Origin of the sequence: Streptomyces sp. NBC_00224, from assembly GCF_041435195.1 — a bacterium.
Lineage (GTDB): Bacteria > Actinomycetota > Actinomycetes > Streptomycetales > Streptomycetaceae > Streptomyces.
Genome location: NZ_CP108106.1, coordinates 723,403 through 744,678 on the forward strand (window position 1 = coordinate 723,403; position 21,276 = coordinate 744,678).

Consider the following 21,276-nt stretch of genomic DNA (forward strand, 5'->3'; position numbering starts at 1 on the left):
TCGCCCACCACTCCAGGGCATCCGCCGCAGGATCACCGTCGCCGAGTCGGCGATCTCCGCCGACCCCGACGGGCATTCCCAGGAGGCTGCGCCTACTCGGCGGCAGTGAACGCGCCACCAGTGAGGACGGGGACAACTGCGCAGGCATCCAGCTCCGTTGCGATGGCGACGTCGTCGGCATAACCCCACTCGATGAGTTCACGTCCCGAGGAACAGTCCGCGACAGCGACACCGGCGTTCGGCACACCGTCAAAGGCCGCGGCCGCCATGGCTGCTTCCGGCGAGAGCTGGTCCCGGCCGCATCGGCGCAGCGCGGCGATCACAGCTCCGGCGCCGAGCAGGTCTTCAAGCGCCGGCCTGAGGCTGCCGTCGGGCCAGCGCTCGCCCGAGGCAATCACCGCGACAGGCCGCTCGGCCGTTCCATAGCCCCGATCGGCCAGCCAACGGCCGACAGCGGTCGAGTTCCGCAGCGATCCAGCGACCACCATCGATTCCCCTGCCGCCGCGGCGATGGTGGATCCGTTGGGTGAGGGGAGCACCAGCCGAGGAGTGAAGGGGGCACGTCGCAATGCGGCCGGTGACAGCGACCACGGTGACGTCTCGGTGGCCTTGCTCCGCCCCACAGCCAGGCCGGCACCCAGCTCGTCAGCGAATACCGCTGCGGTCTCGTCCCTCCAGCGGTAGGGAAACACCCGAGTCCCCGACTCCACCGCGACCGTCACCGATGTCGTGAACGACAGCACATCGACGACGACAAGACAGGCAGCGTCCTTCGCCAGAGCAGCCGCACCAGCAGGTCCCCAATCGAACCGCACCCCGTGATCTGCCTGCATGAACCAATCCCCCATGACCGAAGATCATGCCAGGCCGAGCCGGCAGCCCCCGCGACGGTCCCCGGCATGCGCTACGCCCCACAGGCCGTCACCAGTCAAGGGCAACGGCACAGCCGCGGCGCTGAACGAACGACGCTCTGCTGCCGGGCCCGGACAGGGCGGCCTCACTCGTGACAGTCACCGAACACGATCGGTACCACCAGCCCAGGGGCTCACCCCTGTTGACCGCGCTGGGCACCTCGGCCGTCATGACGCTGGCTACCGCGTCCGCTGGATCACCGCCGCGCGCTTGGTGAACGAGCTCGTCGAGGCCGCCGACGACAAGCAACTGGGCAAGACCATCGCACGCTACGGACGCACCGGCTCCTTGAGATCGACGGGCTCGGCTACCTCGAACTCGACTGTTGCGGCGGAAGCTCGTCCCTAATCAGACCTACGACATAGACCCCGACCACGCCACCCGCACCATCTGCCAGCGCGCCGGAGGCCCGCTCGACCGTACCGACTGGGACAAGTACCTCCCCCGTATCCCCTACCGCACCACCTGCTGACCCACTCGCAAAACAGACACCTCCCGTTAGTGGCCCCGAGAGTCGCCCCACGGACGTGTCAGCGAGTTGACTCATCCAAGAACTTCGTCACCAGTGATCGTTCTAGCGCACCGGTGTGACTGAGTGCTGCAGTCGGCCACTTAGCAGTTCAGTTGGCCGTTCTGGTGTGCTCAGCATTGATCTGCGCCATCGAGATCAGGGAATGAGGACGCCTCACCGGGCGACCGGGGCTACTCCAGCCACGCTCCCTCGCGCATGAGCACCCTGCCGCGCAGTTCCGGCTCGCCGCGCCAGGCGAGCACAGTCTTCGGCGCCACGCGTATATACAGAAAGGGGCCCTCCTCCGCACGTGGGTCCCACCCGAACTTCTCCGCGAACGCATCCGCGGCGTCCTGCGGCACTCCCCGGTCCGAGAAGCACTCTGCCTCCCCTTTCAGGAGCACCACATCGAAGGTGTCCGGCAATGCCAGGCGCACACGGGGCTCCTTTCGCACGTTACGCGCAGTCGCGAAGGTCTCGCCGGTGCACATCCACACGGCCAGCCCGTCCCACCAGAACCACAGCGGCACTTGATGCGGGCCGTGATCCGGATGAGCCGTCGATACCCATATATCCCGTTCTCCAACGAGCCGTTCAAGAGTGTCGCGCCTGCGCTCCTGCACATCACGACGAGCGATTTCCCTGGTCTGCATGAACGCCGACACTAATCAGCGGTTCCGAAGCGCGCATGAGTCGTTGGTCCTACTCTCAGCGACCGACAAGCCACTCAGCCCGCAGCTCGGGGGTGTGGCCAACTGCGAGGCTCAGGCCCACCAGCTGAAGGAACCGCCGTCCTCCACGAGGCCCTCCTCCAACACCTCCGCGAGGTGGACGCCCGCCGCCACTGACTGATTCGACATCGCCGGAGAACACCCATGGCCAAGGGGCTTGGGGAGCGTCTGCGGCGCCGCAAGTCTGGGGCCCGCCGGCAGGCCGCCGGTGGTTCGGTCGCATGCAGGCGGAAGACCCCGGAGCAGCCCGGGGTCTTCCGTATCGTGCGCAAGGTGGTACGTGCTTCAAGCCGCCACCCGCGCCGTCCCCTCCGACGCAACCCGGTCGGCCTCCACCCGCCGCCGTCGTACCGGAATGCCCAGCGTCGGGTTGGCGACACCCCAGGCCGCGCTCTTGCAGATCAACTCCTTGTAGCGGGCCGCGAAGCGGCCGGTCAGGGTGCGGTCCACCGCGCGGTCGTCGGCGGTGACGAACTGGATCAGGCCCTCCTTGCGGCCGAGCGAGATGCACTGGTTGAAGTAGTGCAGCGGGGTGCTCGTCAGCTTGCCGCCGGTCAGGCGGGCTGCGATGGAGTCCGCGGCCCGCCATGCCATGGGGGTGCCCGAGGCGCAGGACATACGCAGTGGCTTGTCGCCGGCGCCCAGGGCGTGACCGGCGTCGCCGATCGCGTACACGTCCGGGTGCGAGAGCGAGCGCATCGTCGCGTCGACCACGATTCGACCGGTGTCCGCGAGCTCAAGGCTGGTGGTCTTCGCCAGCGGGTGGACCGCGAAGCCCGTGGTCCAGACGGTGACGGCGGCCGGAATGGTCCGGCCGTCCGCGGTCGTGACCCGGTCCGCCTCGACCGCACTCACCGCGGTGTTCTCGTACACCGTGATGCCGAGCCCGTCGGTGACCTTGCGCAGGTGCGCGCGGCCCTTCGGGGAGAGCCAGTCGCCCAGTTCGCCGCGCGCGGCGAGCGCGATGTCGAGGTCCGGGCGGGCCTCGGCCACCTCCGTGGCGAACTCCAGTCCGGTCAGACCGCCACCCACGACGAGGACCGTCTCGCCCTCGGCGAGAGCGGCCAGGCGCTCGCGCAGCCGGAGCGCGCCGGGGCGGCTCGCGATCTGGTGGGCGTGCTCGGTGACGCCCGGGACGCCGCCTGCGTTCCATGCGCTGCCGAGGGCATAGACGAGGGTGTCGTACGACAGTTGTTCCGAGCCGTCGGCGCTCTGTACGGCGACCGTCTTGCGGTCCACGTCGATCGACGTGACCTTCGCGAGCTTGAGCTCGACCCCCGTTCCCGCGAACATCTCGCGCAGCGGGCGCGGCTTCAGCTCCTGGCCCACGGCCAGCTGGTGCATCCGGACCCGCTCGACGAAGTCGGGTTCGGCGTTGACGAGGGTGATGGCGACGTCCTCGCGGCGCAGCCGCTTGGCGAGCCGGCCGGCCGCGATCGCTCCGGAGTAGCCGGCGCCGAGGACGATGATGCGGTGCTGCATTTTCCTGCTCCTGTCTGCGCGGGTCCGGCGCCTTCTGGCCCGGTCACGCCCCTTGAACCGGGCAGCCCGCGGATTCCTGACAGGAGAGGAGTGCGACCTGCGTCACATGACGACTCAGAGGGCTTCGGCCAGGACCGGAGTACCGAAATCGCCCGCGGCCCAGCGCTCCGTCGCGCGCTCCAGCTTGTCCGGGTTGACCTGGCTGCGGACCGCGACGATGCCCTCCGGCGTCCGCTCCAGGCACATGATGCCCAAGACCCGCCCGTCGACCACCGCGACGAGCGCGGGGCCGCCGTTGGCGGTGGCGGCGTAGAGGTCGGGCGAACCGCCGACCAGATCCCGCTTGGCCGGGGCCGGCTTGAACATCCCGCGCAGGAACCTCGCCACCGCGAGTGCGCCCTCGACGGCGCTGGCCCGGGCCAGCGCCTTCCCGCCGCCGTCGCCGACCGCGATGGCGTCCGAGGTGAGCAGCCTGATCAGCGGCTCGGTCTCACCGCTGGTCGCCGCAGCGAGGAACTCCTCGACGATACGGCGCGCGGCCGCCTCGTCGATCTCGACCCGCGCCCCGCCGGCCGCCCTGCCAAAAGCCGCCCCATCAGCAGCACCCCCGCCGGAAGCCGCCCGCGCCCTGCCCTGCGCCACACGCTTCTTCGCACGATGGAAGATCTGCTGGCTGGCCGCCTCGCTGAGGTCCAGGATCTCGGCAATCTCCCGGTGGGAGTACGCGAACGCCTCGCGCAACACGTACACCGCACGCTCGTTGGGCGAGAGCCGCTCCAGAAGGACCAGCACCGCGTACGACACCGACTCGCGCTGCTCGGCCGTCTCCGCCGGGCCCAGCATCGGGTCCCCTTCGAGCAGCGGTTCGGGCAGCCACTGGCCGACGTAGGTCTCGCGGCGCGCACGGGCCGAAGTGAGCTGGTTGAGGCAGAGGTTGGTGAGCACCTTGGTCAGCCAGGCCTCGGGCACCTCGATGCGCTCGACATCGGCGGCCTGCCAGCGCAGATAGGTCTCCTGCACGGCGTCCTCCGCCTCGCTCGCCGAACCGAGCATGCGGTAGGCGATGGCCTCAAGGCGGAGCCTAGCCGCCTCGAACCGGTCCACGTCACTCAAGGTCAGGGCCATGCCAAGATCTTACCGGCGGGATGATGCGCGGTTCCACGGCCGTGCGAGCCGGGCGGCAGCGGCCTTTCCGTTGGACCGTGCCCTACGTGCTGAGGCGGGCGTTGAGCCGTGCATGGGGCGGGGTACGTGGAGTTGGCTTGTTCCGGATGGGCTGTGGGAGCTCTGGCAGCCGACTGAGTAGTTCTGACCCGAGGACACTAGGGGCGGAGCATCTCCGTCATGGGCGACTGCGGCGGGATCAGGCCCGGCAGCAGCCAGGGCTGGAAGAGACTCAGTGCCGCGAGCACGAGGAAGGCGGCCCCGACGACCTGCGAGAAGACGGGGCCCAGCCGCCAGAGCTTCTCCATGAAGATCACCACGGCCACCGCGGCCATCGCCAGGACGTTCATGACGCCCAGCGGGACGAGCACGACCATCAGCCCCCAGCAGCAGCCCACGCAGTATGCCCCGTGGTACGCGCCGACCCGCAGATCGCGGGCCCGGGGCCGGAAGCCCGCGTAGCGCACGAGCTGGCCCATCGGGCTCCGGCAGTGCCGCAGGCAGAGGTCCTTCCACGGGCCGAACTGGTACAGCCCGGCGACCAGGAAGGCCCCGGCGCCGATCCAGCGCCCGGCACCCGGGTGCTTGTCCACCAGGGCCCCGGTCCCGGCGAGGAGCCCGTAGGCGATCAGGCCGAAGGCCGTCCAGGCCAGCAGGTACCCGCCGACGAACTGGGCGGTACGAGCCACCCGCACGACTCCCGTGGGCGACTGGCGCCCGATGGCCCGCGCCCAGGTGAGGGCCACCGGGGCCACCGAGGGGAACATCATGGCGATCATCATGACCAGCCACAGCAGCAGGAACAGCGGGACGCCCATACCCATGGTTCCCGGCTCGACCCCCATGTCACGGGCCTGGTCGACCACCAGCACCCAGGCGAGGAGGGCGATCGACGCCATCACTGACCAGGCGAACGCAAACTGCCGGGCCGACAGCAGATTTGCCGGACGCAGAGGGGGTGACAGAGCCTTCCGGTCGAGGCGCACACCTCCAGCACATCACGGCGGACGTGCGCGTGCGCGCGGGAACGCGTGTACGCGGAAAACACCTCCTCCGGGTGACCCCTGCGGTGGGACAATAGGGGTGGATACCCGTACGACCCGGGCGTGGGCCGGCGATGGTTCCCGGGGTTCTGCCGTCCTCCCGAGACCGACGTCCCGGCACGGTCACGAGGAGGCAGGGAGATGTCCGAGACGACGGCGACCGTTCCCCGGTGGCACGCGGCGGGCGACTGGTTCGACACCTGCAAGTGCAATGTGCCCTGCCCCTGCTCGTTCGCGCAGCTGCCCACCCACGGCGATTGCGACGGCATCCTGGCCTGGCACATCCGCGCGGGCCGTTACGGTGACGTACGGCTGGACGGCCTGAACGTGCTGATGGTGGCCTCGTTTGTCGGCAACATCTGGGCCGAGCACACGGACACGTACGCCGCGGTCTTCGTCGACGAGCGCGCCGACGACCCCCAGCGCGAGGCGCTTCAGATGATCTTCGGTGGGCAAGCGGGCAGTTGGCCCGCCGAGATGGTGAGCATGATGGGCGCCGAAATGCGCGGCATGGAGTTCGCCCCCATCGAGATCGAGGTCGCCGACGACCTCGCGAGTTGGCGGGCCGTGGTACCGGGCCGGGTCGAGGCGAGCGCGGTCGCGCTCACGGGACCCACGACCCCGGAGGGTGCACGCGTCCAGTCGACCAACCTGCCGGGTGCGGAGACCGGACCGGGCCAGGTCGCGACCTGGGGCCGCTCGACGGTGGACCGCGCCGACGCCCACGGCTTCCTTTGGAGCCGCGAAGGCCGGTCCAGCAAGCACATCACCTTCGACTGGACCGGGCCCGACTAGCCAGGTCGTCAGGGCCCGGTTAACTGATCGACACTCTGATCTTGATCGCGTTAGCTTGGCGGCATGCCCGAACTCCATACCGATCGTCTTCTGCTCCGCCGATGGCGGGAGTCCGACCTCGAACCGTGGGCGGCGATGAACGCCGATCCCGAAGTCCGTGCACACCTGGGCGAGTTGCTGACACGGGAGCAGAGCGATGCCGCGGTGACGCTCATGCAGGCCGAGTTCGACGAGCGAGGTTTTGGGTGGTGGGCGCTGGAAGCGCGGGAGACCGGCGAGTTCATCGGCCGTGCCGGCTTGGACGAGGTGGGCGAGGACATGCCGTTCACGGGTGTGGATATCGGGTGGCGGCTGACCCGTTCGGCGTGGGGTCACGGTTACGCCACTGAAGCCGCGCTGGCCTGCCTGGCCTTCGGCTTCGAGACCCTCGGGCTGTCGGAGGTCGTTGCGTCGACGACCGTCAACAACCTCCGTTCCCAGGCAGTGATGCGCCGGATCGGTATGACCCGGGACCCGGCCGACGACTTCGAGGATCCGAGCGTGCCCGATGGGCCACTGCGCCGGTGTGTGCTGTACCGAACCCTCCGCAAAGAGGCTCATGGCCTGCACCACTCGGCGGGACACGCCGAGTCCGACCCCGCGAGTTGACCCGGAACCTGGAGAGCACCTTCTTGCCGGACTCCTTGTCCGCGAAGATCATCCAGCACCCGGCGGCGGCGAGCGCGTCGAGCTGCCGTTCCAGCTTCCGGCCGCCGATGGAGACCCGGGCGTATCCGATTCTGAAGATCACCGGGCGCCATCACCCTCCCCGCCTGGCCGCGACCTCGACCGGAACTCGTCAGGGGTGGCCTCTGGGTGGTTTAATAAATGAACGAGCATTTATTAACGGACGGTGCGGTGATGGGACGTCCCCGAGGGGTCGAGGATGCGGTGATTCTGCGTGCGGCGGCGCAGGTCATGGGCCGGGTGGGTCCCGCGGGTCTCACTTTGGCCGCCGTGGCGCGCGAGGTCGGGTTGGTACCGGCAACCCTGGTGCAGCGATTCGGTTCCAAGCATGGTCTGCTTCTGGCGCTCGCCGACCGGTCCGAGAAGGACGCGAGCGAGATGGCTGGGCGAGTGCGTCAGTCGCACGACTCGGCGCTCGGGGCCTTGGCGGCGCTGACGGTGGAGTCGGCGGCTGGGATGGCCACGCCGGAGAGCTTCGCCAATCATCTGGCGTTCTTGTGCATGGATCTCGGCGATCCGCAGCTCTACGAGCGTGCGCTGGCCATTCACCGTACTCAGAAGCGGGCGATCGAGGAGCTGCTGACGGAGGCGGCCGGTGCGGGCGAGCTCCGCGCCGGAACCGATGCCGCGGCGCTGGCCCGCACCGTACAGGCGATCATCGCTGGTGCGGGCCTGACCTGGGCACTCGAACGCGAAGGCACCCTTGAACAGCGGCTCCGGCAAGAGCTCGACGTCGTGCTGTCTCCTCACCTTCTGCCCCGACACAGCCACGACCTGGAGGAATCATGACGACTGACGCACGCCCGCTGGCCGGAAAGGTGGCCCTGGTCGCCGGCGGTACCCGGGGCGGCGGACGGGGCATCGCCGTCGAGCTCGGCGCCGCCGGCGCGACGGTGTACGTCACCGGCCGCAGCAGCACCGGTGAGCGCTCCGACCTGGACCGCCCGGAAACCATCGAGCAGACCGCCGAGAAGGTCACCGCCGCAGGCGGCCTGGGCATTCCCGTACGAACCGACCACAGCCGTCCCGACGAGGTCCAGGCACTCGTCGACAAGATCGCCGCCGAACAGGACGGACAGCTCGACATCCTGGTCAACTCCGTATGGGGCGGAGACCCGCTGACTGACTGGGAAAACCCTTTGTGGGAGCAGGATCTGGACACCGGTCTACGGCTGCTGCGGCAGGCGGTGGAGACCCACGTCATCACCAGCCGGTTCGCGCTTCCCCTCATGGTCGCCCGCAAGAGCGGCCTGGTCGTCGAGGTCACCGACGGCAACACCGCCCGCTACCGCGGCTCGTTCTTCTACGACCTGGCGAAGTCCGCAGTCATCCGCCTCGCCGTCGCCCAGGCCGCCGAGCTCAAGCCCCATGGCATCGCGGCCGTGGCCATCACACCCGGCTTCCTACGCTCGGAGGCCCTGCTGGAACACTTCGGCGTCACCGAGGCCAACTGGCGCGACGGCGCGGCCCAGGACCCGAACTTCGCCCACTCCGAGACCCCGGCCTACCTCGGCCGGGCCGTCGCCGCACTGGCCGCCGACCCGGACATCATGGCCAAGACCGGACGGGCTCTGGCCACCTGGGGCCTGTACCAGGAGTACGGCTTCACCGATGCCGACGGCACACAACCGGACTTCGCCGCTCACTGGGCCAAGAACCTGGAAGAGCAGTACGGACCCCTCGGAGACCCGCTGTAACCCTGGTTGGCAAGGGCGAGGGACAGGTGCCGGATGCCGCCGGATGCCTGCGTCGGCCTCGGCGACCGCGTCGATGATGCCGTGGCGCCGCGCGGCGGTCAGGTAATGGGTCGATCCGGGCCATGCCGGCGAGGCCCACAGCAGTCGGCCGAACGGGTCGGTGAGGACCTGGCCGTTCATGCCGTGGTGTTGGTGTTTTCCGGAGTAGTACGGGTGTCAGGGGCGATCCGGTCGATCGGCAGCAGGGTGCCGTCCAGGATCACAACGGCTTTCGCCCGTACGGTCTTCATGGCCTCGGTCAGGGTCGGCGCGGCGGCGGCCAGAGCGTCGATCACCTCACGTATGTATCGGTACACGGTCACGACGCCGATGCCGAACCCGGCGGCAAGCCGCGTGTAGGTGTCCCCGCACCGCAGGTGGGCGAGGACGAGCAGGACCTGCCGGCCGACAGGCAGCCGTCGCACCGGGTCCCGATGAAACCTCCAACACCTCACCGCCGCAGTCAGGTTGGAAAGGCACCGTGCCCTCCTCGACCAGCGGCGAGCGACACGGCTCGCAGCGGGTTTCCCCCCAGGCAGCGGCCCCGGTTGATCGAGATCATCCGCAACCTCTCCAGGCGCATCGAAGAAGCCCGGACGAACGGCCGGCTCGGCGAAGTCCAAGGACTTCAAGTCAGCCTCACCAAGGCCAAGGAGCAGCTCGTCGCCCTCGACCGCAGCCTGGAACGCACATGCAGCGCCGGTCAGAGCAGACCCACCGACCTTCGGTATGCCGGTGATCACAAGGCCGCCGTGATGCTGCTGTCCGGTCTCAGCGCAGTGATCTTTTATGGCGGTAGCCGTATGACGGCCGGTGCACATGTTTCCGGATTGCTCCTCGGCCTGTTCTGCACCCACGTTGTGCTGCGACGCTTACCTCCCGTGTCACGTCGACAGCCGAGGTGGTGGGAGATGCATCCTGATCTTGGATCATTATGGACCGCGGCCGGAGTGGTCTCTGGCCTCCAGGTCACCGGATTCGCTCTGCGGATCAATAGAGAGATAGAGGTTAGCGGCAAGGGTGACATCACGTGGCTGCCTCCCGCAGACATCCTCAACCTGCTGTCGATCGCCGTAACGATGCTCGGGGTGTTCATTGCACCTGTCCTTGACATCGGCAGCGCGACCTTCCCCGTGAAGGCATTTGGTTTGTCTGTCCTCTTGCTCGCGGGGTACCCGTTCGCGCTCGCAGGCCACTACGACATGTTCAACCCGCGAACGCATCGCTCATGGACCTATTGTCCGAGACAGGAGCGGATCGCCCTATCGGCCATTGGTGTCTCGGCAGTCGTCTATATCGCTCTTGCGATACTCCGGTAGGGAAACCGCACAGATCATGAGGATCTGCCGCTTCACTCGGCATCCTTGGGAATCAGACAACTCGCGCGAGGCGAGGCAACTGCCCTCCAGAGCTCACACCGCCAAGCCGTAGTCCGGATATTCGTCGGCCATCGCCTTCGAGGCCCGTATCACCGTCACAGCCAAATGCCGTGACCTGGGACTCCTTCGAGCAACCCCACCGCCCGACACGCGACTACACGGCGTTCGGCCCCTTCCGGTTCGTCCGTCACCGATACGACCACGCCCCGCAGGACCTGGGTACAGCAATCAGCGCTGACGACGCGTGAGCCCAACCTCTCCGCCTCCGCGGCGACGTCGGCCAAGGGCGCTGGTTCGGACGGCGTCGGTCCTTCCGCTCCTCCCCACCCGCGTCATCCTGCGATCGTGACGAAGTCAGTCTCGTGGCAAAGGCGTTATGTCTGTGCCTCGCGAGCGTTCAGGCCTGATCATCGCTCTCGGCTTGTCGGCGGCTTTCGATCGAGTGACCACCACCGACACATCCGTCGAGGAATTCCGACAGCTGCGCCAGCGCCATGAGCAGGCACTGCGTGCGCTCGCGCTTGTCACGATGGGCAGTTTCGATATGGAATTTGATCAGCCGGTCGGTCCAGACCCGCCAGCTGGGGTCCTGCAGCCGCTCGCAGAACTCCCGGTAGGTCAGCAGGCGTTCGTCGTTACGCACCCACATTGACTCACCAATGCTGGGCTGGGTCACATAGTAGACGCCATGGTCGATCAGAAAGCCCCGCTGAACGCGTAGCAAGAGCGCCGCGAGCTGGGTGTCGTCAGCAGCGGAGAGTCGCAGGTAAGGGAAGTCCTCGCGGACCTTCTTGAGCTGGGCGAACAGGCAGGCCGTGAGGTAGGTCGAGGAGATCAGCGCGCAGCCCGTCCCGTTGAACCAAGCCGCATCCTTCTCCGATACCTCGGCCGGATCATCGATGACCAACATCGCTTCAGCCGTTCCACTCACCGAACCAGTACGCTCCAGCGTGCCGGACAATCGAAAGTGGTTCTCCACCAAGTGCAGCCGGAGTGGATTCAGGTATTTCGCATTGAGGTCCTGACGCTGAACGCGCTCCTCCTTGCGACGCTGCTGACGATCACCCAGCAGCAGCGAAAACACCGTCACCGTCACCGAAGTGACCGCTGCGACTGCCGCTGCCAGCGCGGCGCTCACTGCACAGCCCTCATGCTCGGCCTCCAGAACGCGACACCCATCGCCATCGACGCACAGCATGCCGCCCCCGGGTTCTGCTGGGATAGTGCCCGTCCCAAAATCTCGACCAGACCCGATTCCAAAGATCCTCACGCCGTCGGCTGGGCCTCGGGCTGCGCTTGGCGGAGCAGGGTGCTGGCGGCCGTGCCCAGGCCGCTCGCGCACGCGGGACCGTCTCCCTGAGTGTGGGGAATCGGCCAGGATGCGCCGCTGCGGCAGGCCGTTGGTGTCGGCCGCAGCGCGCGGTTACGCGGGTTGGACGAGGGTGCGTTCGTCGCCGAACGTGGTGCCGGTGCGGGTGCGTGTGTACAGGGTGGTTTCGCCGTCGGACCAGCGGATGATGAGGTCGTCGGGCCACTTGTTAGAGTCGTATGCGCCCGCGGTCATGACGGTGTCGTGGGTCCGGATGCTCTGCGGGGCGGCCGTCTGGATCTCATTGCCGAGGCCGCCGCTGGGGCCGGTGTCCTGGTACTGGATCACGCGACCGTCGGACCAGCGGATGAGGGTGTCCCAGTTGGCGCCGCCGGTGAAGTCTCCCGCCGTGACCAGGGTGGCCTGCCTCCAGGCGGCGTCACAGCCCGCCCCATTGACACCTACGAGTTGACCAACCAGGGGAGCTGACCGGAAGTGCAGGACAAGATTGTCGGGCTTATGGACGAGCACCGTCGCAGCAACGGGTTCCTGACGCTCGCCGAGATGGCCACCCTCGCTGAGAGAAACACCGTCTTCGACCCGTTCTCGACGCTGATCGCCGTCGACGCCGTGCTCGGTGAGGGCAACACCCTCTTCCCCGGTGTCGTGGTGCAGTGCGACGGCGGGACATGTTCCATCGGCAGTGGCAACATCATCTACCCGTCGACGCTGGTGATCGCCGCGAACGGCGGGCGGATCGTCATCGGCGACGAGTGCTCCCTCGGCCCCGGCGGCGTCCAGATCAAGGCCAACCAGCCCGGCTCCGTACTGTCGGTCGGCAACCGTGCGCGGCTCCTCAACGGCGCGGAGATCGTCGGATCCAGCATCATCGGCGATGGCGCCCAGGTCATCGGCGCCATCTCGGCGCAGAGCGTCCAGCTGGCCGGAGGCGACGACTTCACTGGCCCCGACCCCGACCGCCGCGGCGCGGTGCTCAAGGGAACCGGGCTCGCCCGCGGGACCCGGCTCGACGCCGGCGACGTCGTGAACGGCCTCGGCGACTTCGCCGCAGCGACCGTCGAACGCCAGCTCGCCTACCACCCTCGGAGCAAGTGATGAACAGGACAACAGCCCACCGGGTCCGCGGAGTCGGGCTCGGGCTCGGGCTCGGTCTGATCGGCATCGGCCGCCCGTCCTCGCGCAGCCACTCCAGCGCGGTCGCCACATCGGCTTGTCGATGACGTCGGTGTCTCTCGCCTTCCGCTGGTAGAAGCGCAGGCACTTGTCGAACTATGGCGGCGATGAGGGCGGCGTCCTCGAAGCCGTTGTCGGCCTCGAGGAGACCTCAATGGCTGAAGGCACCCGTCACCGAAGACCGTGCGGCTCTCACGGCCTCAGGGCGACATGGTGCAGGGAAGCCCCTGCGTACCGCTCGCGGTGTTCGCCGCGGCGCGCAGGGGCTCCAGCCCTGAAACAGCCGCCTCGGGCGCGGCCAGACGGGCGTCCTGCACCGGTGGTCCGGTCAGGCAAGCGCTGAGCCCTGGCCTAGAGTGCGGGTGTGCCGTCGTACAGCATTGGACAGGCAGCAGGGCTGCTGGGAGTAAGTTCGGAGACCGTCCGCCGGTGGGCGGACGGCGGACGGCTGCGCATGGACCGGGACGGCTCGGGCAACCGGGCGATCGACGGCGTGAGCCTGGCGGCGTTCGCGAAGGAGCGGGCCGCGGGCATGCATCCGGTATCGGACGCTGTATCCACCTCCGTGCGCAACTCGTTCGCCGGGATCGTGACCGCCGTACGCGTCGACGATGTCGCCGCGCAGGTTGAGATCCAGTCCGGCCCGCACCGGCTGGTCTCGCTGGTGACCCGGGAGTCCGTCGAGGAACTCGGCATCGAGGTCGGAGTCACCGTCACGGCGAGGGTGAAGTCGACGAACGTCCACATCGATCTGACGTGACAAGCGAGACGTGTCAGCGGCAGAGCAGAGCGGCACGCAGGTCGAGCTTGTGGTCGAGGCGGGACAGGTCCCTTCCGGTGAGGGCTTCGATGCGTTGGATGCGGTAGTGCACGGTGTTCACGTGCAGATTCAGAGCCTCGGCGGTCCGGGCCCAGGAACAGTCGTGTGCCAGGAAGACCTCAAGCGTCTCCAACAGCATGTTGTGCGACGCCCGTTCGCTGAGCAGCAGGTGTCCCAGAGTTCTGCCGCTGTACGCCGCTCTCACGTCGTCGGGGACGCCCGCGAGTAGGGACTCCAAGGTGGAGAGGTCCTCGACGGCCGTCACATGGGCAGTGTGCGGGACCGTGGTCCGGGCCGCGGCCAGTGCGTAGCGAGCCTGGGCGAGAGCCGCTACCAGCCCTGCCGGGTTCGGTATGAGGGCACTGACGCCGGCATGCAGCGCGGTGTCCGGCCGGCAGTCGTGGAGCAGGGGCCACACCTCCTCCAGCCGGGCCGGGATTTCTCACATTCACTAGGTGATTACGAGTTATCGCATCGTAAATGCCCAAGACTTTCCACAGAAATCCTCTTGGTTGATCATCCAGTTCACGGGTGGCCGGGATGGAGGTTTTCCGTATGCCGAACCAGTCGTTTTCGGTCCCCTCCAAGGGCTTCACTGACGTGGAAGCAGTGGCCGAAAGGCGTGGGGAGACATGGATCTGAACACAGTGCTGGACGTGCGCGACGCGCGTCGTCGTGAGCCGTGGCGGCCAGGTGACGCCTGGCTGGGCGGGGGTACGTATCTGTTCTCCGAGCCGCAGCCGCATCTGCGGCGCCTGGTGGATCTGAGCCGCATGGGCTGGGAGCCGATCACGCACGGGGACGACGGGGCGCTGGAGGTCGCTGCGACCTGTACCGTCGCCCAGCTCTCCCGCTTCGGCCGGACGTATCGTGCGGCAGCGGCGCCGCTGTTCGAGCAGTGCTGCCGGGCCTTCCTGGCCTCGTTCAAGATCTGGAACATGGCGACCGTCGGCGGGAATCTCTGCAACGGCCTGCCGGCCGGGCCGATGATCTCGCTGGCCGCCGCACTCGACGGGGAGTGCCTGCTCCAGTCACAGGGAGGCACACTGCGTCGCGTCAAGGTCGCCGACTTCATCACCGGCGCGGGCCGCAAGGACCTCGGCGAGGGCGAGTTGCTGCGCTCCGTCACCCTGCCCGCACGGGCGCTGGGGTGCCGTACCGCCTTCCGACAGGCATCGCTGTACGGGCTGGGCCGCTCGGGCGCTCTGGTCATCGGCACCCTCGACCCCGTGGACGGCTCGATGGCGCTGACCATCACCGCTGCCACCGTGCGGCCCTTCCGGCTCTGGTTCCCGCTGGCCCCGGACGAGGACGGATTGCGACGCGCGATCGAGGCGGCCGTCGCCGACGACGACTGGTTCGACGACATCCACGGACTGCCCGAATGGCGGCGGCACATGGCGTTCCGCCTCGCCGAGGAGATCCGCCGCGAACTCACCCAGCTTCCCCAGGACGGTGCGAGATGAGCTTCCACATCGAGGTCAACGAGCAGCCCTTCGACGCCGAGCCGCGCGCCGGGCAGTGTCTGCGCACCTATCTGCGCGAGCGCGGGTGGTTCGGTGTGAAGAAGGGCTGCGACGCCGGGGACTGCGGTGCATGCACGGTCCATGTGGACGGCGAGCCCGTGCACAGCTGCCTCTATCCGGCCGTACGCGCCGAAGGGCGCCGTGTCACTACTGTGGAGGGACTGGCCTCCCCGGAGGGTGAACTCCACGCCGTCCAGCAGAAGTTCCTCGACGCCCAGGGCTTCCAGTGCGGCTTCTGCACCGCCGGATTCCTGATGACCACCGCCGCCCTCGAAGCCGAGAAGGGCACCGCCGACGACGACGCCAAACTCGATGACCTGCCCCGCGCCTTCAAGGGCAATATCTGCCGCTGTACGGGCTACCGCGCGATCGAGGACGCGGTGCACGGGGTCAAACACACCGAGCGGCCGTGCGCGGGCAAAGCGGTCGGCAAGAGCCTCGGCGCACCGGCCGGCCCGCAGGTCGTCACCGGCACCGCCCGCTACACCTTCGACGTCGAGGTCCCCGGACTGCTGCACCTGAAGCTCCTGCGCTCCCCGCACCCGCACGCCCGGATCGCCTCCATCAACACCTCCGCAGCCCTCCAGGTCCCGGGCGTGCACGCCGTCCTCACACACGAGGACGCCCCCGAGCGCCTGTACTCCTCCGCCCGCCACGAGCACCCCACCGAGGACCCCGACGACACCCGGGTTCTCGACGACACCGTCCGCTACGTCGGCCAGCGCGTGGCGGCCGTCGTCGCGGACAGCGAGCAAGCCGCTGAGGAAGGCTGCCGACGCATCGAGGTCACCTACGAGCAACTCCCCCATGTCACCGACCCCGAGGAGGCGATGCGCCCGGGCGCCCCTGTCATCCACGTCGGCAAGAGCCGCGAGGTGCGGATCGCCCGCGTCGAGAACAACGTGGCCGGCGAGGTACACGGCGAGATCGGAGACGTCGCCGAGGGATTCGCCGAGGCCGAAGTCGTCTACGAGGAGACCTTCCGCACGCAGCGCGTCCAGCACGCCAGCCTCGAAACCCACGGCTGTGTCGCGTACTTCGAACCCAAGGAGGACGGCACCGGCGAGCGCCTCACCGTCCGCTCCTCCACCCAGACACCGTTCCTGACCCGGCGCGCCCTGTGCGCCTTGTACGACCTGCCCGAGGACGAGGTCCGGGTCGTCGCGGGCCGGGTCGGCGGCGGCTTCGGCGGCAAACAGGAGATGCTGACCGAGGACATCGTCACGCTGGCGGCACTGAAACTGCGACGGCCGGTGAAGCTGGAGTACACCCGCGCCGAGCAGTTCTACGGAGCGACCACCCGCCACCCCTTCACCATCGGCATCAAAGTCGGCGCCCGCGCCGACGGCACCCTGACCGCGATCCAGATGCGCGTGGTCTCCAACACCGGGGCGTACGGCAACCACGGCCCCGCCGTCATGTTCCACAGCGTCGGCGAATCCTTCGCCGTCTACCGCGCCCCGCACAAGAAGGTCGACGCCTATTCGGTCTACACGAACGTCGTGCCGGCGGGCGCCTTCCGCGGCTACGGCCTCGGCCAGGTCACCTTCGCCGTCGAGTCGGTGATGGACGAGCTGGCCCGCCGCCTGGACATGGATCCCCTCGCCTTCCGCGAGAAGAACATCATCGGCCCCGGCGACCGCATGCTCAGCCCGATCGGCGAGGAGGAGGACCTCCACATCGCCTCCTACGGCCTCGACCAGTGCCTGTCCGTGGTCCGCACCGCCATCGCCGAGGACACCAGCGCGGAACAGGCCCCGGAGGGCTGGCTGGTCGGACAGGGCACGGGGATGGCGATGATCGCGACGGGGCCGCCCGGAGGCCACTACGCCGACGCGCGCGTCTCCCTTCTCCAGGACGGCACGTACGACATCGCAGTCGGCACGGCCGAGTTCGGCAACGGCACCACCACCGTCCACCAACAGATCACCGCCGGCGCCCTGAACACCACGGAGGACCGCATCACCATCCGGCAGTCCGACACGGACGTGGTACGCCACGACACCGGCGCCTTCGGCTCGGCCGGCACCGTGGTCGCGGGCAAGGCGGTCCTGCTGGCCGCCGCCGCCCTCGCCGAGCGACTGCAGACCTTCGCGGCCCGGCACACGGGCGCGGCCCGGCACCTGTGCAAACTCGGCGCCGAAGCCTTCGACTGCGCGGGCCGGGTGGTACCCCTCAAAGAGCTCTTCGAGGCCGCCCACACGGCGGGGGCGGAGGATGAACTGGCCGCCGACGGGCACTGGGGTGGATCCCCGCGCTCGGTCGCCTTCAACGCCCAGTGGTTCCGCATCGCCGTCGACCCCGGGACCGGGGAGATCCGCATCCTGCGCAGCGTGCACGCGGCCGACGCGGGCAAGGTGATGAACCCGCTGCAGTGCCGCGGTCAGGTCGAAGGTGGTGTCGCCCAGGCGCTCGGCGCGACTCTCTTCGAGAACGTACGGGTGGACGCGCGCGGCGAAGTCACCACAGCGGCATTCCGCCGCTACCGCCTCCCCCAGTACGCCGATGTCCCCCGCACCGAGGTCCATTTCATGGAGACGGCGGACGCGATCGGGCCGCTGGGCGCCAAGTCGATGAGCGAGAGCCCGTTCAACCCGGTTGCCCCGGCGTTCGCCAACGCGCTACGCGATGCCACCGGCATCCGGTTCACCGAACTGCCCGTCACCCGGGACCGGGTCTGGCTCGCTCTCGACCGACACGCCAGGTCCGCCGCCGGGAGCCCGGCTCTTGGTGCATGAACCCGGAGGATGCGACCAGGACATTCGTAGCAACCCCACAATCGCCTTCCTGCTGGCCGTCAGCGGCGGGGACGGCCACCACGCCGTCCTGTCGTGGGCAGAGATCGACGCCGACTTCGGCAATGCCCCCATGTTGCTGGCGACCTGCCTGGACGGCGAAGACCTCGACGCGGCGGGTACTCAGCTCGTCGTACCCTCCGACCGCTGCGGCGCGCGCTACATCAGCGCCGTCACCAGTATCTGGATCGGCGCCTGCCGCCTGCCCGCGAGCTCATGGGCGGGTCGCGGAGACGTCTGAGTCCGGCCGTCCGCGGCTTCGTCAACCGTCCGACCCGGTCTGGACCACCTGGCCGTCGCGGCGCGGCTCCTCGCGGCGGTGGGGAAGAGAGGAAGGCGCCAGGCCGCAGCGGCCCCTGCGTCAGTCCTGCTCGGGTGCCTCGGGGCGCAGGAGCGGGTGCACGACGCCGGGGAACACTCGGGCCCGGACGACCTGTTCGGCGGCCCCGCCCTGAATGACGGTCTCGGCGATGCCCCACGGGCGGCCGGGGAGGGTAACGGCAAGCGTGTAGGAGGAGGAGCAGCCGGTGCAGTCGTACCGGTCCGCCCAGACCTCCACGTCCGTGAGGCTGCCGGGGGCGCGTGCCACGTGCCGGTACCGGGCGTGGCAGTGGTCGCACTTCTCGCCGGGCTCGCACGTCCCGCCGCAGGGACACGGCAGGTCCAGCGAGTCCGCGGGCCGCCAGCGCTGCGTGCGCACGGCTTCGCCGGTGGAGCCCATGTCCTTCATCGCCTTCAGATTGCGGGCGGCGACGTTGTACGACTCGCCGGTCGCGGTCATCCGGTCCCGGATCACGTCCTTGCGTCCGCGGTTCGTCGTCATGTTGTTCCTCCTGGGTTCACGCAGCCCGTCAGGAGGCTCATGAGATCGGTGATCCCCACGTTACCTGCTGCCCCGCACAGCCCGTGACGCCCCGGCTGTCCAGCAGACGGCCAATGTGCTGAATCCGGCATGCTCCGCGGTGTCGGGGACGCGAGGGGTGGCGTTCCCGCCGCTCGCCGCCCCACAGCGCGTGCGGCCCTCGGTGCGTGCGGCCCTCGGTGCGATGTCAGTGGTGCTGGGTCATGTGGGCGAGGGCCTGGGCGGCGCTGTCGGGGGAGAACGCGCTGTTGATGCCTTCTGCGGCTCCTTCGGCTGCCTGGATGGAGCGGGGCAGCAGGACAGTTTCGTACGCGCGGATGGCGTCGTCGGTGGTGGGGCTTTCGATGAGGGCGTGGGCGAGGTCGGCGCCGTCGAGCATGGCGAGGTTGGCGCCCATGCCGGAGAAGGGGGACATGAGGTGGGCGGCGTCGCCGAGGAGGGTGACGCCGGGGGTGTGGGTCCAGGTGTGGGGGACGGGCAGGGCGAACAGGGGCCGGTTGGTGTAGCCGGTGTCGGTGGCGGTGATGAAGCCGAGCAGGTCGGGGCTCCATCCGGCGAACTTCTTCAGGAGGGCCTCGCGGACGGCGGCGGTGTCGGTCAGGGCCAGGCCGGCTTGCTGGTGCCAGTCCTGTGCGGTGCGCATGCCGACGTAGACGCGGATGTGTCCGCCGCTGTTGCGCTGGGCGACGAAGGCCTGGTTGTCGTGGAGGGCCATCATGGTGCCGTTGCCGGTGAGTGCGGCGAGGCGGGGGTGGCGGGTGTCGGCGTCGTTGAGTCCGGTCTCGACGAAGGTGACGCCTGTGTAGAGGGGCGTCGCGTCGGACAGGAGGGGGCGGACCTGGGACCAGGCTCCGTCGGCTCCGATGACGACGTCGGCGTCGGTGCTGGTGCCGTCTGCGAAGTACAGGCGGTGGGTGCCGTTGCCGAGGGGTTCGGCGCGGGTGAGTTTGTGTCCCCAGCTCACGGTGTCGGGTTTGAGGGAGTCGAGGAGGAGGTCGCGGAGCTGTCCGCGGTCGATCTCGGGGTTGCCTTCGGCGGTGTCGGCCTCGGGCGGGATCGCGTCGAACAGGATGCGGCCGTCGCGGCCGACCAGGCGCATCTGCTGGCCTTCGGGGCGGGCCTGGGCGAGGAAGTCGTCCCAGAGTCCGGCCTCGCGCAGGGCGTGCTGGCCGGAGCCGGGGTGCATGTCGAGGGTGCCGCCCTGGTTGCGGGCGGTGCGGGAGGCGTCCAGGTCGTAGACGGCCGCGGTGATGCCGTGCTGCTGCAGGATGCGGGCGCAGGTCAGGCCGCCGGGACCGGCGCCGATGATCGCGATGCGGTGGGTGGGCATGGCTGGTCACGCCTTTCGGGCAGAGGGGAGCGTGCGGAACGGGCCGGGCTGTGCCACGCGGCCCCGCCACTTCAGAAGAGCACATCAACTCAATAAGTGCAACGACTCAATTTTTGAAGTTGGGCAACCGAGTGTGTAGGCTCGTGGCATGACCGACACGACGACCGGCGCCCCACCGACGGCACCGGCGGGGCGCCGCGAACGCAAGAAGGCCGCCACCCGCCAAGCCCTCGCCGACGCCGCTCTACGTCTCTTCATTGAGCGGGGATACGAGCAGGTCGGCATCCGTGAGATCGCGGACGCCGCCGACGTGTCCACCACCACGCTGTTCAAGCACTTCCCGGTCAAGGAAGCCCTCGTCTTCGACGAGGACGCCGACCAGGAAACCCGTCTGCTCGCCGCCGTACGCGAGCGGCCCCAAGACGAGTCCATCCCCGCGGCCCTGCGCGAGCATGCCCTGCGCTACCGCGTCGCGGCCGTGGAGGACGACGCCGGTTTTACCGCGTTCATCGAACTCGTGGAAAACACACCGGCGTTGCGGGACTACGCCCAGCGCATGTGGCTGCGCCACGAAACCGCCCTCGCTCGCGCCATCGCCGAGGAAAGCGGACTTCCGGCCGACGACCCGACCTGTGCCGCCCTCGCCCACTTCGCCCTCGAAGCACCCCGGGCCGCCCGCAGCAGCCAGGACCCCCGCCAGGCCGTCACGCGCGCCTTCGACCTCCTGGAGATGGGCTGGGGCGCCGCTGTCTCCAGGGGGTGAGCGCCTGACGCCGGGCCCGTCCCCGGGAGCCCGGCACACCCTCCGCCATGATCACTTCCCATAGTCGAAGTCGCGCAGCCGGTTCCACAGCGCGATGTACGGCGACGCGGGCTGCTGCGCCCGGAGGGCGACCACGCGTCGCAGCCCCTCCACAATGTCCATCGACGCACCAGCCACACGCCACGGCCGCTGCGCCTG

At 68.8% G+C, this 21,276-nt stretch carries 22 protein-coding genes and 4 pseudogenes; 14 read left to right on the top strand and 12 right to left on the bottom strand.

The window, feature by feature from the left end; genetic code table 11:
• Positions 1-92 precede the first annotated feature (92 nt).
• Positions 93-833 (bottom strand): 2-phosphosulfolactate phosphatase, encoded by a 741-nt coding sequence (locus OG965_RS03390; RefSeq protein WP_371648951.1) that lies wholly within the window; start codon positions 831-833, stop codon positions 93-95.
• A 212-nt stretch (positions 834-1,045) separates the two neighbouring features.
• Between OG965_RS03390 and OG965_RS03395 the strand changes: the two are divergent.
• Both OG965_RS03395 and OG965_RS03400 read left to right on the top strand, forming a co-directional pair.
• Positions 1,046-1,235: pseudogene (locus OG965_RS03395) on the top strand (ATP-binding protein); the annotation flags it as partial.
• A 2-nt stretch (positions 1,236-1,237) separates the two neighbouring features.
• Complete coding sequence (locus tag OG965_RS03400; protein ID WP_371657187.1) at positions 1,238-1,384, top strand: hypothetical protein; 147 nt, start codon at positions 1,238-1,240, stop codon at positions 1,382-1,384.
• A 230-nt stretch (positions 1,385-1,614) separates the two neighbouring features.
• On the opposite strand, the gene OG965_RS03405 is transcribed toward OG965_RS03400, so the two are convergent.
• From OG965_RS03405 to OG965_RS03420, 4 genes are all read right to left on the bottom strand, one after another.
• Entirely contained in the window at positions 1,615-2,076 is a 462-nt protein-coding gene (locus OG965_RS03405) for a pyridoxamine 5'-phosphate oxidase family protein (protein ID WP_371648953.1), read from the bottom strand.
• A gap of 363 nt (positions 2,077-2,439) precedes the next feature.
• Positions 2,440-3,636 (bottom strand): NAD(P)/FAD-dependent oxidoreductase, encoded by a 1,197-nt coding sequence (locus OG965_RS03410; RefSeq protein WP_371648955.1) that lies wholly within the window; start codon positions 3,634-3,636, stop codon positions 2,440-2,442.
• Positions 3,637-3,750: 114 nt separating this feature from the next.
• Positions 3,751-4,761, bottom strand: coding sequence for a sigma-70 family RNA polymerase sigma factor (locus OG965_RS03415; protein ID WP_371648956.1), 1,011 nt, complete (start codon positions 4,759-4,761; stop codon positions 3,751-3,753).
• A gap of 197 nt (positions 4,762-4,958) precedes the next feature.
• On the bottom strand, positions 4,959-5,786 hold the full coding sequence (locus OG965_RS03420; RefSeq protein ID WP_371648958.1) for a DUF2182 domain-containing protein: 828 nt from the start codon (positions 5,784-5,786) through the stop codon (positions 4,959-4,961).
• Positions 5,787-5,984: 198 nt separating this feature from the next.
• Here OG965_RS03420 and OG965_RS03425 point away from each other — a divergent pair, with 198 nt between their 5' ends.
• A complete protein-coding gene (locus OG965_RS03425) occupies positions 5,985-6,638 on the top strand; it encodes a DUF1326 domain-containing protein (RefSeq protein WP_371648960.1) in 654 nt (217 codons plus the stop codon).
• A gap of 63 nt (positions 6,639-6,701) precedes the next feature.
• Positions 6,702-7,286 (top strand): GNAT family N-acetyltransferase, encoded by a 585-nt coding sequence (locus tag OG965_RS03430; RefSeq protein ID WP_371648962.1) that lies wholly within the window; start codon positions 6,702-6,704, stop codon positions 7,284-7,286.
• A 28-nt stretch (positions 7,287-7,314) separates the two neighbouring features.
• Here the strand turns inward: OG965_RS03430 and OG965_RS03435 are convergent.
• Positions 7,315-7,428: pseudogene (locus OG965_RS03435) on the bottom strand (recombinase family protein); the annotation flags it as partial.
• A gap of 77 nt (positions 7,429-7,505) precedes the next feature.
• Here OG965_RS03435 and OG965_RS03440 point away from each other — a divergent pair.
• Positions 7,506-8,153 carry a TetR/AcrR family transcriptional regulator gene (locus tag OG965_RS03440; protein ID WP_371648964.1) on the top strand — a complete coding sequence of 216 codons (648 nt, stop codon included), beginning with the start codon at positions 7,506-7,508 and terminating at the stop codon, positions 8,151-8,153.
• Complete coding sequence (locus OG965_RS03445) at positions 8,150-9,061, top strand: SDR family oxidoreductase (RefSeq protein ID WP_371648966.1); 912 nt, start codon at positions 8,150-8,152, stop codon at positions 9,059-9,061. Before OG965_RS03440 ends, OG965_RS03445 begins: the two co-directional genes overlap by 4 nt.
• A gap of 51 nt (positions 9,062-9,112) precedes the next feature.
• On the opposite strand, the pseudogene OG965_RS03450 reads toward OG965_RS03445, so the two are convergent.
• A pseudogene (locus tag OG965_RS03450) lies at positions 9,113-9,567 on the bottom strand (transposase family protein); the annotation flags it as partial.
• A gap of 81 nt (positions 9,568-9,648) precedes the next feature.
• On the opposite strand from OG965_RS03450, the gene OG965_RS03455 reads away from it, so the two are divergent.
• On the top strand, positions 9,649-10,419 hold the full coding sequence (locus tag OG965_RS03455; protein WP_371657188.1) for a hypothetical protein: 771 nt from the start codon (positions 9,649-9,651) through the stop codon (positions 10,417-10,419).
• 457 nt (positions 10,420-10,876) lie between these two features.
• Here the strand turns inward: OG965_RS03455 and OG965_RS03460 are convergent, their stop codons facing one another.
• Positions 10,877-11,617 (bottom strand): hypothetical protein, encoded by a 741-nt coding sequence (locus OG965_RS03460; protein ID WP_371648968.1) that lies wholly within the window; start codon positions 11,615-11,617, stop codon positions 10,877-10,879.
• Between the two features lie 285 nt (positions 11,618-11,902).
• On the bottom strand, positions 11,903-12,319 hold the full coding sequence (locus OG965_RS03465; protein WP_371648971.1) for a hypothetical protein: 417 nt from the start codon (positions 12,317-12,319) through the stop codon (positions 11,903-11,905).
• On the opposite strand from OG965_RS03465, the gene OG965_RS03470 reads away from it, so the two are divergent.
• The 3 genes from OG965_RS03470 (at position 12,308) to OG965_RS03480 (ending at position 13,742) form a co-directional block, all read left to right on the top strand.
• Positions 12,308-12,904 (top strand): hypothetical protein, encoded by a 597-nt coding sequence (locus OG965_RS03470; RefSeq protein WP_371648973.1) that lies wholly within the window; start codon positions 12,308-12,310, stop codon positions 12,902-12,904. The genes OG965_RS03465 and OG965_RS03470 overlap by 12 nt on opposite strands.
• Positions 12,904-13,029, top strand: coding sequence for a hypothetical protein (locus OG965_RS03475; RefSeq protein WP_371648975.1), 126 nt, complete (start codon positions 12,904-12,906; stop codon positions 13,027-13,029). Before OG965_RS03470 ends, OG965_RS03475 begins: the two co-directional genes overlap by 1 nt.
• A 317-nt stretch (positions 13,030-13,346) precedes the next feature.
• On the top strand, positions 13,347-13,742 hold the full coding sequence (locus OG965_RS03480) for a molybdopterin-binding protein (RefSeq protein ID WP_371648977.1): 396 nt from the start codon (positions 13,347-13,349) through the stop codon (positions 13,740-13,742).
• A gap of 13 nt (positions 13,743-13,755) precedes the next feature.
• Here OG965_RS03480 and OG965_RS03485 read toward each other — a convergent pair whose 3' ends face one another.
• A complete protein-coding gene (locus OG965_RS03485; RefSeq protein ID WP_371648979.1) occupies positions 13,756-14,220 on the bottom strand; it encodes a PucR family transcriptional regulator in 465 nt (154 codons plus the stop codon).
• Between the two features lie 214 nt (positions 14,221-14,434).
• On the opposite strand from OG965_RS03485, the gene OG965_RS03490 reads away from it, so the two are divergent.
• The 3 genes and pseudogenes from OG965_RS03490 to OG965_RS03500 all read left to right on the top strand — a co-directional run.
• Positions 14,435-15,268: a xanthine dehydrogenase family protein subunit M gene (locus OG965_RS03490; RefSeq protein ID WP_371648980.1), complete on the top strand. Its 834-nt coding sequence runs from the start codon at positions 14,435-14,437 to the stop codon at positions 15,266-15,268.
• Complete coding sequence (locus OG965_RS03495; protein ID WP_371648982.1) at positions 15,265-18,066, top strand: molybdopterin-dependent oxidoreductase; 2,802 nt, start codon at positions 15,265-15,267, stop codon at positions 18,064-18,066. The genes OG965_RS03490 and OG965_RS03495 overlap by 4 nt, the downstream gene beginning before the upstream one ends.
• Positions 18,067-18,112: 46 nt before the next feature.
• Positions 18,113-18,364, top strand: a pseudogene (locus tag OG965_RS03500) (hypothetical protein); the annotation flags it as partial.
• 120 nt (positions 18,365-18,484) lie between these two features.
• On the opposite strand, the gene OG965_RS03505 reads toward OG965_RS03500, so the two are convergent.
• Positions 18,485-18,946 (bottom strand): hypothetical protein, encoded by a 462-nt coding sequence (locus tag OG965_RS03505; RefSeq protein ID WP_371648983.1) that lies wholly within the window; start codon positions 18,944-18,946, stop codon positions 18,485-18,487.
• Positions 18,947-19,172: 226 nt separating this feature from the next.
• Entirely contained in the window at positions 19,173-20,315 is a 1,143-nt protein-coding gene (locus OG965_RS03510) for an FAD-dependent oxidoreductase (RefSeq protein WP_371648985.1), read from the bottom strand.
• Positions 20,316-20,463: 148 nt separating this feature from the next.
• Between OG965_RS03510 and OG965_RS03515 the strand changes: the two genes are divergently transcribed.
• Positions 20,464-21,078 carry a TetR/AcrR family transcriptional regulator gene (locus tag OG965_RS03515; RefSeq protein WP_371648987.1) on the top strand — a complete coding sequence of 205 codons (615 nt, stop codon included), beginning with the start codon at positions 20,464-20,466 and terminating at the stop codon, positions 21,076-21,078.
• The last annotated feature ends 198 nt before the right edge of the window (positions 21,079-21,276 follow it).

Excerpts from the sequence above, each read along its gene's own strand:
- OG965_RS03425 (WP_371648960.1), top strand. The coding sequence starts at position 5,985 with ATGTCCGAGACGACGGCGACCGTTCCCCGGTGGCACGCGGCGGGCGAC.
- OG965_RS03445 (WP_371648966.1), top strand. The coding sequence starts at position 8,150 with ATGACGACTGACGCACGCCCGCTGGCCGGAAAGGTGGCCCTGGTCGCC.
- OG965_RS03510 (WP_371648985.1), bottom strand. The coding sequence starts at position 20,315 with ATGCCCACCCACCGCATCGCGATCATCGGCGCCGGTCCCGGCGGCCTG.
- OG965_RS03505 (WP_371648983.1), bottom strand. The coding sequence starts at position 18,946 with ATGACGACGAACCGCGGACGCAAGGACGTGATCCGGGACCGGATGACC.
- OG965_RS03405 (WP_371648953.1), bottom strand. The coding sequence starts at position 2,076 with ATGCAGACCAGGGAAATCGCTCGTCGTGATGTGCAGGAGCGCAGGCGC.
- OG965_RS03410 (WP_371648955.1), bottom strand. The coding sequence starts at position 3,636 with ATGCAGCACCGCATCATCGTCCTCGGCGCCGGCTACTCCGGAGCGATC.
- OG965_RS03415 (WP_371648956.1), bottom strand. The coding sequence starts at position 4,761 with ATGGCCCTGACCTTGAGTGACGTGGACCGGTTCGAGGCGGCTAGGCTC.
- OG965_RS03390 (WP_371648951.1), bottom strand. The coding sequence starts at position 833 with ATGCAGGCAGATCACGGGGTGCGGTTCGATTGGGGACCTGCTGGTGCG.
- OG965_RS03440 (WP_371648964.1), top strand. The coding sequence starts at position 7,506 with ATGAACGAGCATTTATTAACGGACGGTGCGGTGATGGGACGTCCCCGA.
- OG965_RS03490 (WP_371648980.1), top strand. The coding sequence starts at position 14,435 with ATGGATCTGAACACAGTGCTGGACGTGCGCGACGCGCGTCGTCGTGAG.
- OG965_RS03515 (WP_371648987.1), top strand. The coding sequence starts at position 20,464 with ATGACCGACACGACGACCGGCGCCCCACCGACGGCACCGGCGGGGCGC.
- OG965_RS03495 (WP_371648982.1), top strand. The coding sequence starts at position 15,265 with ATGAGCTTCCACATCGAGGTCAACGAGCAGCCCTTCGACGCCGAGCCG.
- OG965_RS03430 (WP_371648962.1), top strand. The coding sequence starts at position 6,702 with ATGCCCGAACTCCATACCGATCGTCTTCTGCTCCGCCGATGGCGGGAG.
- OG965_RS03470 (WP_371648973.1), top strand. The coding sequence starts at position 12,308 with ATGGACGAGCACCGTCGCAGCAACGGGTTCCTGACGCTCGCCGAGATG.
- OG965_RS03475 (WP_371648975.1), top strand. The coding sequence starts at position 12,904 with ATGAACAGGACAACAGCCCACCGGGTCCGCGGAGTCGGGCTCGGGCTC.